Origin of the sequence: Psychrobacter sp. UBA3962 (genome assembly GCF_002385225.1) — a bacterium.
Taxonomy (GTDB): Bacteria; Pseudomonadota; Gammaproteobacteria; order Pseudomonadales; family Moraxellaceae; genus Psychrobacter.
The window spans coordinates 13,172-26,281 of record NZ_DGDC01000045.1; the positions used below are offsets into that span (position 1 = coordinate 13,172).

Sequence of the window (13,110 nt, forward strand, 5' to 3'; positions counted from 1 at the left end):
CTCAAAATATAGAGCTTTATATCAAGCTACTTAAGCTACCAAGGAGATACCATGAGTAATAATGAAGAGAATAAGGCAGCCCCAGATCTTGAGCGTGATGCTGAGAGTTCAAATGTGGCTCATGACAATATTGACCGTTCAGAGACCGTTTTAGAACAAACTATGAATGAGTTTAATCCAGAAGTAAATGGCGATGAAACCATTGCTAATAATATTGATGTCGGTGTTTACGAAGAGCGTATTGCTCAACTAGAAGGTGAAGTTAAAGCGGCCAAAGAAGGTCAGGCCCGTGCCAATGCGGATGCTTATAATGCCCAAAAACGCATGGAACAAGAAACGGAAAAGAGCCGTAAATTTGCGCTTCAAAAGTTTGCTAAAGAGCTTTTAGAAGTGGTGGATAACTTAGAGCGCGCCATTGTTAGTGTGCAAGCCGACGATGATGCCGATGATGCTATCTTAGAGGGAGTAAAACTAACCCACAAATCATTCTTAACGGTGCTAAATAAGCATGGCGTTGAAGTGGTTGATCCGCAGCAAGAAGCTTTCAACCCTGAATTACACGAAGCAGTAGGTATCGATCCTAACGCCGCTGCAGATACCGTGGGTGAAGTGCTACAAAAAGGGTATACCTTAAATGGCCGTTTATTGCGTCCAGCCATGGTGAAAGTAGGTCAGTAACCTCTGATTAATCGGTCTAAAATTTTAGTGAAAAGTGGTATTAATTGGGCCAATGACACAAAAAAAGACAAAAAGTTATTAATTTTGCTTGATTTTGGCTTGAAAAATAGTAGCACTAAACCGATATATAGAGACAAGAAGCAAGGCTTACTTAGTGAAACCTTTAATAATAGACAGTAAGCCAAATGCTAACATTGAAATAAACACAAACAATAAATGATTTGGAGTTTTATATTATGGCTAAGACAATTGGTATTGATTTAGGTACAACCAACTCTTGTGTGGCAGTGATGGAAGGTGACAAAGTTAAAGTCATCGAGAACGCTGAAGGTACACGTACAACCCCTTCAATTATCGCTTATAAAGATGGCGAAATTCTAGTAGGTCAGTCTGCAAAACGTCAGGCAGTAACCAACCCAAACAACACTTTATATGCTATTAAGCGTCTTATCGGTCGCCGCTTTGATGATAAAGTAGTACAAAAAGACATCGGTATGGTGCCTTACAAAATCGTTAAAGCAGACAACGGTGATGCTTGGGTAGAAGTAAATGACAAAAAAATGGCGCCACCACAGATTTCTGCTGAAATCCTACAAAAAATGAAGAAAACAGCAGAAGACTACTTAGGCGAAAAAGTAACAGACGCGGTAGTAACTGTACCAGCTTACTTCAACGACTCTCAGCGCCAAGCTACTAAAGACGCAGGTAAAATCGCTGGTCTAAACGTTAAGCGTATTATTAACGAACCAACCGCTGCTGCATTGGCTTACGGTATGGATAAGAAAAAAGGCGATAGTACGGTTGCTGTCTATGACTTAGGTGGTGGTACTTTTGACGTATCAATCATTGAAATTGCAGACGTTGATGGCGAACAGCAATTTGAAGTTCTATCTACTAACGGTGACACATTCCTTGGTGGTGAAGACTTTGACTTAGCGTTAATCGACTTCTTAGTTGAAGAGTTCAAAAAAGAGCAAGACTTCAATCTAAAAGGCGATCCATTAGCGATGCAGCGTCTAAAAGAAGCTGCTGAAAAAGCTAAGATTGAGTTATCAAGTGCTCAAAGCACTGAAGTGAACTTACCTTACATCACAGCTGATGCAACAGGTCCTAAGCACTTAGTGGTAACTATCAGCCGCTCGAAGTTAGAAGCTTTAACTGAAGAACTAGTAAAACGCACTATTGATCCTTGTAAAGTAGCTCTAGAAGACGCAGGTCTAAAAGCTAGTGACATCGATGACGTTATCTTGGTAGGTGGTCAGACTCGTATGCCACTGGTACAAAAAACTGTGGAAGAGTTCTTCGGTAAAGAGCCACGTAAAGATGTGAACCCTGATGAAGCAGTAGCTGTTGGTGCAGCGATTCAAGGTGCGGTATTGTCAGGTGACAAAACTGACGTACTACTACTTGACGTAACCCCACTAACCCTAGGTATCGAAACTATGGGTGGTGTTATGACTGGTATTATTGAGAAAAACACCATGATTCCTACTAAGAAATCACAAGTGTTCTCAACTGCTGAAGACAACCAGCCTGCAGTAACCATTAAAGTGTTCCAAGGTGAGCGTAAAGTAGCTGCCCAAAACAAACTATTGGGCGAGTTTAACTTAACTGAAATTCCACCAGCACCACGTGGTATGCCGCAAATCGAAGTAACCTTTGACATTAACGCTGACGGTATCATGAATATCTCAGCGAAAGACAAAGGTACTGGTAAAGAGCAAAGCATCCAGATTAAAGCGGACTCTGGTCTGTCGGATGAAGAGATCGAGCAAATGGTACGTGACGCTGAAGCAAACGCTGCAGAAGACGAGAAGTTTGCAGCGCTAGCTCAAGTACGTAACGAAGCAGATGGTCGTATCCACGCTATCCAAAAAGCTCTAAAAGATGCTGAAGACAAAGTAACTGAAGAAGAGAAAACTTCAGTTGAAACGGCTATCAGTGAGTTAGAGTTAGCGGCTAAAGAAGATGACCATGATGACATCAAAGCCAAGCTTGAAGCACTAGATAACGCATTCTTACCAATTAGCCAGAAGATTTACGCAGCTGGTCAAGGTGCTGAAGGTGTAGATCCAACTCAAGCAGAAGGCGCACAAGCTGAAAACGCTGCCGATGATGATGTGGTTGACGCTGAGTTCACGGAAGTGAATGAAGACGACAAGAAGTAATAAGTAGTTATAATAATTAAACGGTTTATAGTTTAGTTATTACCAAAAAGACCGTGCTCTTGAGCACGGTCTTTTTTTTGTGGCCTGAAAAGTGAAAATAAGCTAAAAGGGGAAATCTTATAATTGCTCAATAAGGCGGTCACAATCCTCTACGCTAAGCTTGGCATTCATTACCAGTCGAATCCGTGCCGTACCCACTGGCACGGTAGGCGGACGAATGGGTAGGGTATAGAAGCCTGCTTGTTGTAATGCCTGAGCTTTTTGTACCGCACTGGCATTATCGCCTAAGATATAAGGAATAATAGGCGACTGATAGCTTACTTCTGAATCTGTGTGGATAGCCTGAGACACCCGAAGCGATACCTCTGCCAAATGATTACGTAAATTAGACAGTGACGGCATTTTGGCTAACACAAAGCGAGTCCAGCAATGAGTAATTGGCGGTAGGGCAGTACTGAAAATAAAAGAGCGCATTTGATTGATTAACCACTCTCGAATGGAGGCATCACAAATCACATAAGCCCCCATGGAAGCGAACGCTTTGCCAAAGGTACCCACTATATAGTCTATATCCTCAAGAGTTTGAGTTTCTTCAGCAAGCCCCAGTCCATTATGCCCCAGTACCCCAACGGCATGAGCCTCATCGACATAAAGTTCAATACGAGGATCACTGGCTTTAAGTTTTACCAATCCTTGTAGGTCAGCGCGGTCTCCATCCATACTAAAGATGCTTTCGGTGACCACAATAATGCGTTCAACTTCATCGGTGGCTTGCTCAATTAAAGCAGTCAAGTGCTCCATGTCATTATGGCGATAACGCTGATAGGTACAATGGGTGTGCTTACTGCCGATAAGACGCACCCCATCTATAAGGCTGGCATGAATTAAGGTATCGGTCAAAATGAGGGTGTTAACAGGCAACTTGGCCAGTGCTGGTAAGATGCCAATATTGGCATGATAGCCACTGTTCACTACCAACACAGCTTTATTAGACATTGAACTCTGCTTCTCAGGTAAAGCAAGACGATACCAGTCTAATAATTCTGCTTCTAGTAAGGGTAGCTGGCTGTGGTTGCCGGTCAATAATCGCGAAGAGGTAGATCCCATTTTGGGCAATACCGAGTCGGGCATCTGCTGTAAATAACTTAAAAACTGTGATTGCAGCTGGGTCTCATTGCCCAGTCCCAAATAATCATTACTAGAGATATTAAGTAAGCGCCGTTCATTGCAGATAATCCATTGATCCTGATGGGTAACTGGCGGCAGTTGTCGATATTGCTCTTTTGATTTTAGGGTGTCTAGTTGTTGAGCAACACTTAAACGGGTAGGTCCGGTCATAAACATCTATCCTTGAAGCCTTAATTTAATAAAAACAGCTGGTTTTACTGTAAATACAGCCAAAATCTTCCTGATATAAGCATACAGAGAGCCAATGAAAGTTAGTAATATATCGCTTTTATTGCAGAAAAAGCCACATGTAACAAATGTTTTCAAAAATAGGCGTTTGTAACTATATGCATAAAAAACAAGGGTAAAAAATAACTTCCGACCTATTAAACACCGACAGAGTATTAAAGCAACCTTGGTTATTATGGGTACATCGATAACAAGCAAGGTGATTTAAGAAAATTTAGCAACAACCCTGTTTCTATTTATTCTTATTAATAAGCTTGCATCGTTACCCATCCAATAGGAGAACAACAATGAAAACATTACAAAAAACTCTACTTGCTTTAGCTGCTGGCTCACTAATGACTGTAGGTGCACAAGCGGCTGTTAACTATGGCAACATGGCAGCACAACCTTACATTGGTGCTAAAGTAGGTCAATACGATCTTGATGGTGCTAAAGACAAAGGTACTTCATATGGTGTGTATGGTGGTGCTAAATTCACCCCTAACTTCGGTGTTGAAGCTGAATACTTAACCACCAGTGATGAAGACTTCACCAATGCAACTGAATACTCTGCTGATACCTATGGCTTGTATGCAACGGCTGACTATGCTTTCCCTAACACTGGCGGCTTATATGGTAAAGGTCGTTTAGGTGTGGCTAAAAACGAAGTTGATGTAAAAGGTAAAGTGACTGGTAACGACCTTACTTCAGGTTCTGAAACCGGTGTTGCTGGTGGTCTAGGTCTAGGTTTCAACGTAGCCCCAAATGCTTCAATTGAAGCCATGTATAACTGGTATCCTTCAATTGAAAATAACGTTGGTGAAGATTTAGATGCTTCAGGTGTAACGCTAGGTGCTCATCTTAAGTTCTAATATTGCTTAAGTTGAAATCAGAGTTAACCTCTGACAAGACTATAAAAAACGATCGCTACGGCGGTCGTTTTTTTATGCCCAAATTAAACCAAAGCCAACCTAGCCTATTAACTCAATTGCTCAAAGACCGTAAAGCCTAATTTGTTGTTTCTATTAATAATAATTCATTGCATAAAGTAACAAGCGACCTATCAAACACCCACATATTAAATGAAATATTTTGTTACTATTAGAACATGGATAACGAAGAAGAGGTTTACACCCATATTTTTTCTTTTGTTATTACTTTAAAATAAATAGGAGAATAACAATGAAACTATTACAAAAAACTCTACTTGCTCTAGCTGCTGGCTCAATGATGACGGTTGGTGCTCAAGCTGCTGTAAACTATGGTATGACTGCACAACCATATATCGGTGCTAAAATTGGTCAATATGATCTTGATAGTGCAGATGATGCCACTTCTTATGGTGTTTATGGTGGTGCTAAGTTCACACCAAACTTCGGTATTGAAGCTGAATACATGACTACTAGTGATGCAGATTTTAGCTCAAATAGAGAATATTCTGCGGATGTATATGGTTTATATGGTACTTATGATTATACCTTCCCAGGCTCAGACATGTATGCTAAAGGCCGCTTAGGTGTGTCAAAAAACAAAGTAGATGTTGATCGTAGTGGCAGCAGATCTGATACTGGTATCGCTGGTGGTTTAGGTCTAGGTTATAACCTTGCATCTAATGCAGCAGTAGAACTGGCCTATGATTGGTATCCAACTGTAGACAATGTAGCGGATAAAGGCGATTTAGACGCTTCAGGTATCACCCTAGGGGCCAACTTTAAATTCTAATTTATTAAATAGAATTTAAAAAGACACTCTCAATGTTGTTATAAAAACGATCGCCTTGGCGGTCGTTTTTTAGTTGGTTTTTTAGTAATCAAATCTTATACAGTCTATTTTTGGATAATAGATTTTATTCTTAATCAGTTTTTATAAAAACTCTAAGTCTTTGTTTCTACTGGAAATATAATGTTTCAAAAAGTAACAACTAGACTATGATATTACTACACATATCTTGAAATATTTTGTTACTATTAATACATGGATAGCAAGGGAGGGTTTAAGGGTTTTTAAACCAACCGCTCCTTTGACCTTACTTATTTTACTAGGAGTACAATAATGAAAACTTTACATAAAACTCTACTTGCTTTAGCTGCTGGTTCACTAATGACTGTTGGCGCACAAGCTGCTGTATATAACGCTGCACAGCCTTATATCGGTGCTAAAATCGGTCAGTATGACTTAGATGGTGCTAAAGATGATGCTACTTCATACGGTATCTATGGTGGTGCTAAATTCACTCCAAACTTCGGTATGGAAGCTGAATACATGACTACTAGTGATGAAGATTACAATACTGCCTATGAATATAGTGCTGACGTATATGGTTTATATGGTACTTATGACTACACGTTCCCAGGCTCGCAAATGTATGCCAAAGGTCGTTTAGGCGTGGCTAAGAACAAGGTTGAATTCGATACTGTCGGTAGTGCAGGCGATTTCAACAAGTCTAAAACTTCAGTAGCAGGTGGTCTAGGTTTAGGTTTAAATCTTGCTCCTAACGCTGCAGTAGAACTGGCTTATGACTGGTATCCAGAAGTTAAAGTGGGTAATGACAAGAAAGATGCTAATGGTATCACTTTAGGTGCTAACTTTAAGTTCTAATTGAACCTAAGTGAAAGTCTTAGTCCAACTAAGATAGCCTTAAGAAAACGACCGCTTCGGCGGTCGTTTTTTTGTGTATAAAAGGTACTGCTAGCCTTGGCAGGGTTATATCTCTACTTGTATTGCTCAAAAGTGCTAAGATAAATAACGATAAAAAAATAATTAAGGATGAGATTATGTTTGTATTTGAGCCGTGGCACTGGCTAGTCCTTGGAGGGCTACTGATTATTTCAGAGATGTTTTTAACCACCTTTGCGACCCTGTGGTTCGGTATCGCAGCAGTAATTATTGCGTTATTGAGCTGGTTGTTTCCCTTATCCCAAGTTTTTCAAATCATAATGTGGTTGATACTTTCCATAGCTATGGCGGTTATATGGTTTAAATTCGTGCAGCCTTTATCTGTTGATCGTACCAAAGCGGGATTGGGCGGCAGTGTTATCATAGGTGAAAAAGGAATGATAACCGTTGCACCCACACTCGATAGAGTGGGCACTGTACGCTTTAGTGTACCCATTGTTGGCGCTACCGAATGGAAATGTCGCACCCGAGGTGAAGTACTTGAGGTAGGGCAGAGAGTGGTTGTGGTGGATGTGATTGGCAATGAATTAATCGTTGTACCCGCCCAGACTATGGCCCACATTAATTATAGATAGTTGAAACTGTAGATAAGTCATAACAACCAAAACTATAAACAAAAATTTTAAGTAAATTGCCCTCAATAGTATTAACAAGATAAAGTAGGGGTAATGAAAATAGGGAGTAATAAAATGGGAAGTTTTAGTATAGTCATGCTAGTGATGGTGGCGCTGGTAGTGTTCACCGTATTTAAAGGGGTGCGAATAGTCCCTCAAGGCTATAAATGGATTGTGCAGCGCTTAGGGAAATACCATCAAACCTTAGAGCCAGGTCTGAATCTCATTATTCCCTATGTGGATGATGTGGCTTATAAACTAACTACCAAAGACATCGTGTTGGATATTCCATCTCAAGAAGTCATCACCCGCGATAACGTGGTGATTATAGCGAACGCTGTGGCCTATATCAGTATCGTGCAGCCTGAAAAAGCTGTCTATGGTATTGAGGATTATGAGCATGGTATTCGTAACTTAGTGCAGACTTCATTACGTTCTATTATTGGTGAAATGGATTTAGACAGTGCTTTATCGAGCCGTGATCATATTAAAGCACTGCTTAAACAGGCCATTTCAGAAGACATTGCAGACTGGGGAATCACCCTTAAGACCGTTGAAATTCAAGACATTAACCCTTCAGATACCATGCAGACTGCGATGGAAGAGCAAGCGGCGGCTGAGCGTCAACGCCGTGCAACAGTGACCCGTGCTGATGGTCAAAAACAGGCAGCTATCTTAGAAGCTGACGGCCGTTTAGAAGCCTCTCGCCGTGATGCTGAGGCCCAAGTTGTGTTAGCAAAAGGCTCTGAAGAGTCGATCCGTCTAATCACTCAAGCCATGGGAGAAGAGGAGATGCCGGTGGTTTACTTGCTAGGTGAGCAATATATTAAGGCGATGCAAGAGTTGGCAGAGTCTGACAATGCCAAGACGGTGGTGTTACCTGCAGATATTTTAGGAACGGTAAAAGGATTAATGGGCAGTAAACCTAAGCCTTAGTCCAATCTCTTTTAGTTGTTCTCATTCACCTGTGTACTTAGCTTAAGCCTGGGTCATAACCTAGCAAAAACTTTACTAACTTAACCTTTTAGTTACTTATAGCCTCTTAGTGCCCCTTATTGATAAGGTCGGTTACTAAGGGGCTATTTTTTTAAGCCGTGATTTAGCCCACAATAAAGGTATCAATAAAACTGGACAGAGCAAGTTAGACAGATTCACAGACAGAATGAATAAACCGCAAATTATAATAAATAGTAGTAGGAACCACTATGCAAAATCGTGTTGATAATAATATGGAAAATAAAGACCAAGTAAATTCGCCATTAAACCCCATTGTTCAAGGCAGTGCTTTGCCTTATGACATCCTAAATGAACAATACCAAAATGCTGCTTATCCCGAGACTAAGTTACAAATTCGGGGCGGTGGTTTTGGTTCCGATGCAGCTGCGCACCCGAGTAATCCCAATCAGTTTTATGCCCTAACCGATCGAGGCCCAAACTCAGATTTTAAAGGCAGCTTGGGGGAAGGAAAGCAGTTTTTGGTTCCCAATTATAGTCCTAAAATAGGTCTTTTTGAGGTCGAGGCAGACGGTCAAATTCGTAAGATTAAAGAGATTGTTTTAAAAGACAGAAATGGAGTGCCTGTCAGTGGTTTGCCCAATCCAAAGGCTTTTGGCGGCACCAACGAGATTCCATACGATGTCTCAGGAGAGCCGATGACGGTGAATCCTAGTCAGCCTTATGATCCTGTCACTAATCCAGTAAAAACCGATCTTAATGGTTTAGACCCCGAAGGATTGGCTGCCCTAGATGATGGCAGTTTTTGGATTAGTGATGAGTATGGCCCGCACTTGGTACATTACGATGCTCAAGGGGTGGAGATTGGACGGATTAATCCTTTTGCTGAAGACAGTCGTAATAGCCTCGTTATTAATGGTCAGCGGTTATTATTACCGCAAGAATTTGCTAAAAGACGTGCCAACCGTGGTATGGAGTCTTTAACCATCACTCCAGATCAAAGCACCTTGGTGGGGATATTGGAATCCTCTATGGACAATCCAGATAAGTCAGGTCGATTATCAACTTTGACCCGGATGGTAATGATTAATCTAAAAAACGGGGTGATTAAACAATACCTGTGTCGTTTGGACGCGAAACAGCATGTTAACTCTGCCATTGCTGCGTTAAGTGAGCATGAATTCTATGTTGCAGAGCATGACCGCGAATTTCCTTTACAGCAACCGACCGCCAAGAAACTTATCTACAAACTTGATATCTCGCAAGCCACAGATATCAATAATATTGAGGCTTTATTAGAGCAATCAAATGACGAGCGACTCCGTTATGACCGTGAGTTAGGTTTATTAATTGACGGGAAGACGTTGGAGCAGTGGATCGCACAAGATGAGCATCACTGGGATACCTTGGCGGAGTTGGGCATTCATCCGGTCCAAAAAACTTTGGCCGTCGATATCTTGCAAACCATTGATTACCCACACGATAAACTTGAAGGGATTTGGTTGCGTAAAGATGGCTCTATTGGGTTATTGAACGATGATGATTTCGCGATGAATGACTCTGATAAAGGGGTGGAGCATAAGTATTTGGATGCGCAAAAAACCATAATAGATGGCAATCGACTTTATGTGGTTCAGCCCAAGGTTTAGACAAGTAGATAGCTCTTTTATCTGGCCATGACTAAAAGAACAGCGAAGAAGAGTTGGTCTCCTTTCAATCACTTTCTCTATTCCCACAAAAAAACCGACTCTACTTTAAGCAGAGTCGGTTTTTTAGGTTAATGACTAACGTTTCAAAGAGTTAAATTACTTTTGAAAAACGGCCTTTTTCTTTACTGGCCAAATAAGTATCAAATACCATGGCTACATTGCGGGCAAGCAAACGTCCTTTAGGTAGGATACGAATACCAGCAGCATCCATGTCTACCAATCTGTCTTGCTGCATCTCGCCAAGTTGCTGAATTTCATCAATAAAATAAGTAATGGCATCAATACCAAACTTTTGATTTAGGTCTTTGAAATCGATGTAATCATGGCACAGTAGGTTTGAAATGATATAGCCACGCAGTCGGTCTTCAATGTTGGTTTTAATATGTCGCACCGCAGGCAGTTTGCCGGCATCTACCATGGCTTCATACTCTTTCAGATCGGTATGGTTTTGTAGAATATGAGTGGCAGAGTTGCCTTTATTGGCATAAAGCGTGCTGTTAATTTGGCTGATAGAGGACACGCCAAAGCCTAATAAATCACAGTCACCTAAGATGGTATAGCCTTGGAAGTTACGATGTAAGATGCCTTCACGCTGAGCCACGGCCATGCTGTCATCAGGCTTGGCAAAATGGTCAATGCCAATATATTGGTAGCCGGCTTCATTTAAAGCAGTGATGGTATCGCTGAACATCTCAAGTTTTTCAGCAGGTGTCGGTAAGTCCTCTTCCTTAATCTGGCGCTGCGACTTAAAGCGATTGGGCAAGTGGGCATAGTTAAAGATGGACAATCTATCGGGTGAGATGTCAATTATTGTCTCTACGGTCTTAGCAAACGTTTGTGGGGTTTGATGAGGAAGACCATAAATCAAATCAATATTGGTAGATTTAAAGCCCAATCGACGCGTCTCTTGCATCACACCGCGGATCAGCTCTTCAGACTGCACTCGGTTGACGGCAATTTGTACTTTATGATCTAAATCTTGTACCCCAAAACTCACTCGGTTAAAGCCGAGGTTACGTAAAACAGTTAAAGTGGTGTCCCGGATTTCTCTAGGATCGATTTCAACTGAATAGTCTCCGACTTCTGGGTGCTCATCAGTGGTCTTGTCTTGTGAAGTTGGGGCAAATTCAAATTGAGTCTGCAAAAACTCCCAAAGCTCAGTAAGCTCTTCATCACTAAAGAAAGTTGGGGTACCACCGCCTAAATGTAATTGTTTCACGTAGGGTTTACCGCCAGAAGCCGGACGCTCCAATAGGGCTCTTTTTTGTTTTACTTCTGCTTTTAGGTATTCTAGATAGTCGCCGGCATCGCTGTTTTTCTTAGTGATGATCTTATTACAGGCACAGTAGTAGCAAAGATGGCGACAAAAAGGAATATGGAAGTAGAGCGATAGGGGGGTATTGGGATCACGACGGGTCAAAATGTCTAATTCAGCCCCAGCTTCAATCGGTTTGAACTCAAGAGCGGTAGGATATGAGGTATAGCGTGGTCCTGAACGATTGTATTTATGAACCAAAGCCTCATCGTATTCTAATTGCGGCATATCAGAAGTCGCTGCATCAAACTGTTTTTTGGCGTAAGGATTGGCAGGAGAGAAATCTGGACGCTCAGTAGAAGGAGGAAGATGGGCTTGGTCTGTAAAAATGGCAGAATTAGTCATAAGATTGGCCTTATCGGAGAGCCGATAAATAGAAGCGATGAGATAAAAATTATATAGTGAGTCAATTATAACAAATTATAGAAAAATAACCTGAAACGACGGATTTTACTATAACCCGAAAGGATAGTAAGGCCATTGACCCTGATAGGGTTTCAATCTTGATTTGGTCGGTTCTTTATTGGTCAATGACCGGCTTTCTTATGCCGCCCCAAGTAACCAATCCCACCCCGATAGCGATTAGTAAAGCCCCCAAAGCCAGCCCTTGTGGGGGAGCCTCCGCTTGCAAAAATATGGCAATAGGCACGGCAAATACAGCCGCTGTCGAGCCCAGCAAACTAAGCAATACTGGTCCGCCTGCCTTTTGTAGTATAAATAACAGTTGAAACTGCGCCGCAAAAATAAAGGCCTGCACCGCAATGAGGGCTATCGATACCGAAACATTAAAGGAATCTACATCGGGTAGGGCGAGTGAGAAGTTAGGCAATAAACTAAGCGCTCCCAATTGTAGAGAAGCCGCCACTAGCATACCGGGTGCTAAAGCGCTTGGTGAGGCGCCGGTAGGCCAACGTAAAGTGCGATAAAGATTGCCTATCGCCAACAATACTGGCCCACAAAGGGCAATCAAAACCCAAAATACACTGGCATCAGGAGCGGTCAGTTTATTGCCCGCTAATACTCCAGCTCCTGCTAATGCAGACAGCACTCCCAAAGCCCGTATTGAATCAAAACGCTCCATTTTTAGCAGTAGAGCCCCGACATAAGTTAATAAGGGGGGAAGGGTCATCACCAAAGCCACAAAGCTGGCCCCGACTTGAGGAATGGCCGAAAAAAAGATTAGGTTGGAGCCGGCCACGCTGACCAAAGCGGCAACTAAATAGTATTCAATACTGGACTTAGTGATAGGCGGTAGTTGGCGGCGGAAAAAGGCCAGTATCAATAGTAGCAGTGCCGCCCCTGTAATAGACCAGAATACAAAAGCCAAAGGGGTCAATCCCACTGTGCCAGCATATTTCGCTATATTCGTAGAAACTCCCAATAACGCTCCGCCAGCTATCAGGCAAGTTAAAGCGACCACCGTTTGTTTATTCACTAATGCCTTCCTTTTTATTTTGGTCTCAACCATGGGTTAGTTAAACCCTCATCTTTACTTTGAGAAGAGTGCCAAGTTTAGCATTATTACTCTGCTTGTTTTGTTATTGTCCTAGGAACATTCAACATGGCGGGTGCTAAAATCTTATTCAGAACCTACGTTTATT

At 41.8% G+C, this 13,110-nt stretch carries 11 protein-coding genes; 8 read left to right on the forward strand and 3 right to left on the reverse strand.

Translation table 11 applies throughout. The features are described from left to right. Positions 1-51 precede the first annotated feature (51 nt). Entirely contained in the window at positions 52-678 is a 627-nt protein-coding gene (gene grpE / locus B3S92_RS10660) for a nucleotide exchange factor GrpE (protein WP_296205878.1), read from the forward strand. A 236-nt stretch (positions 679-914) separates the two neighbouring features. Next, positions 915-2,846, forward strand: a complete 1,932-nt coding sequence (dnaK, locus tag B3S92_RS10665; RefSeq protein WP_296205882.1) for a molecular chaperone DnaK — start codon at positions 915-917, stop codon at positions 2,844-2,846. A gap of 117 nt (positions 2,847-2,963) precedes the next feature. Here the strand turns inward: dnaK and B3S92_RS10670 are convergent, their stop codons facing one another. Continuing rightward, on the reverse strand, positions 2,964-4,184 hold the full coding sequence (locus tag B3S92_RS10670) for an 8-amino-7-oxononanoate synthase (protein ID WP_296205884.1): 1,221 nt from the start codon (positions 4,182-4,184) through the stop codon (positions 2,964-2,966). A gap of 365 nt (positions 4,185-4,549) precedes the next feature. On the opposite strand from B3S92_RS10670, the gene B3S92_RS10675 reads away from it, so the two are divergent. From B3S92_RS10675 to B3S92_RS10700, 6 genes are all read left to right on the forward strand, one after another. Then, complete coding sequence (locus B3S92_RS10675; protein ID WP_296205886.1) at positions 4,550-5,113, forward strand: porin family protein; 564 nt, start codon at positions 4,550-4,552, stop codon at positions 5,111-5,113. Positions 5,114-5,423: 310 nt separating this feature from the next. Continuing rightward, positions 5,424-5,963, forward strand: a complete 540-nt coding sequence (locus B3S92_RS10680; RefSeq protein ID WP_296205888.1) for a porin family protein — start codon at positions 5,424-5,426, stop codon at positions 5,961-5,963. Between the two features lie 330 nt (positions 5,964-6,293). Beyond that, positions 6,294-6,839 (forward strand): porin family protein, encoded by a 546-nt coding sequence (locus tag B3S92_RS10685; RefSeq protein ID WP_296205889.1) that lies wholly within the window; start codon positions 6,294-6,296, stop codon positions 6,837-6,839. A gap of 176 nt (positions 6,840-7,015) precedes the next feature. After that, complete coding sequence (locus tag B3S92_RS10690) at positions 7,016-7,492, forward strand: NfeD family protein (RefSeq protein WP_296205891.1); 477 nt, start codon at positions 7,016-7,018, stop codon at positions 7,490-7,492. 114 nt (positions 7,493-7,606) lie between these two features. Further along, the gene (locus B3S92_RS10695) at positions 7,607-8,467 is read left to right on the forward strand and encodes an SPFH domain-containing protein (protein WP_296205894.1); all 861 of its coding nucleotides are present in this window, start codon (positions 7,607-7,609) and stop codon (positions 8,465-8,467) included. A gap of 269 nt (positions 8,468-8,736) precedes the next feature. Continuing rightward, positions 8,737-10,134: an esterase-like activity of phytase family protein gene (locus B3S92_RS10700; RefSeq protein WP_296205896.1), complete on the forward strand. Its 1,398-nt coding sequence runs from the start codon at positions 8,737-8,739 to the stop codon at positions 10,132-10,134. A 151-nt stretch (positions 10,135-10,285) separates the two neighbouring features. Here the strand turns inward: B3S92_RS10700 and hemN are convergent, their stop codons facing one another. Together hemN and B3S92_RS10710 are read right to left on the reverse strand one after the other, a co-directional pair. Beyond that, positions 10,286-11,854, reverse strand: coding sequence for an oxygen-independent coproporphyrinogen III oxidase (hemN, locus tag B3S92_RS10705; RefSeq protein ID WP_296205898.1), 1,569 nt, complete (start codon positions 11,852-11,854; stop codon positions 10,286-10,288). Positions 11,855-12,029: 175 nt separating this feature from the next. Continuing rightward, entirely contained in the window at positions 12,030-12,944 is a 915-nt protein-coding gene (locus tag B3S92_RS10710) for a DMT family transporter (RefSeq protein ID WP_296205900.1), read from the reverse strand. Between the last annotated feature and the right edge of the window lie 166 nt (positions 12,945-13,110).

Excerpts from the sequence above, each read along its gene's own strand:
- B3S92_RS10675 (WP_296205886.1), top strand. The coding sequence starts at position 4,550 with ATGAAAACATTACAAAAAACTCTACTTGCTTTAGCTGCTGGCTCACTA.
- B3S92_RS10680 (WP_296205888.1), top strand. The coding sequence starts at position 5,424 with ATGAAACTATTACAAAAAACTCTACTTGCTCTAGCTGCTGGCTCAATG.
- B3S92_RS10690 (WP_296205891.1), top strand. The coding sequence starts at position 7,016 with ATGTTTGTATTTGAGCCGTGGCACTGGCTAGTCCTTGGAGGGCTACTG.
- B3S92_RS10700 (WP_296205896.1), top strand. The coding sequence starts at position 8,737 with ATGCAAAATCGTGTTGATAATAATATGGAAAATAAAGACCAAGTAAAT.
- grpE (WP_296205878.1), top strand. The coding sequence starts at position 52 with ATGAGTAATAATGAAGAGAATAAGGCAGCCCCAGATCTTGAGCGTGAT.
- dnaK (WP_296205882.1), top strand. The coding sequence starts at position 915 with ATGGCTAAGACAATTGGTATTGATTTAGGTACAACCAACTCTTGTGTG.
- B3S92_RS10695 (WP_296205894.1), top strand. The coding sequence starts at position 7,607 with ATGGGAAGTTTTAGTATAGTCATGCTAGTGATGGTGGCGCTGGTAGTG.
- B3S92_RS10685 (WP_296205889.1), top strand. The coding sequence starts at position 6,294 with ATGAAAACTTTACATAAAACTCTACTTGCTTTAGCTGCTGGTTCACTA.
- hemN (WP_296205898.1), bottom strand. The coding sequence starts at position 11,854 with ATGACTAATTCTGCCATTTTTACAGACCAAGCCCATCTTCCTCCTTCT.
- B3S92_RS10670 (WP_296205884.1), bottom strand. The coding sequence starts at position 4,184 with ATGACCGGACCTACCCGTTTAAGTGTTGCTCAACAACTAGACACCCTA.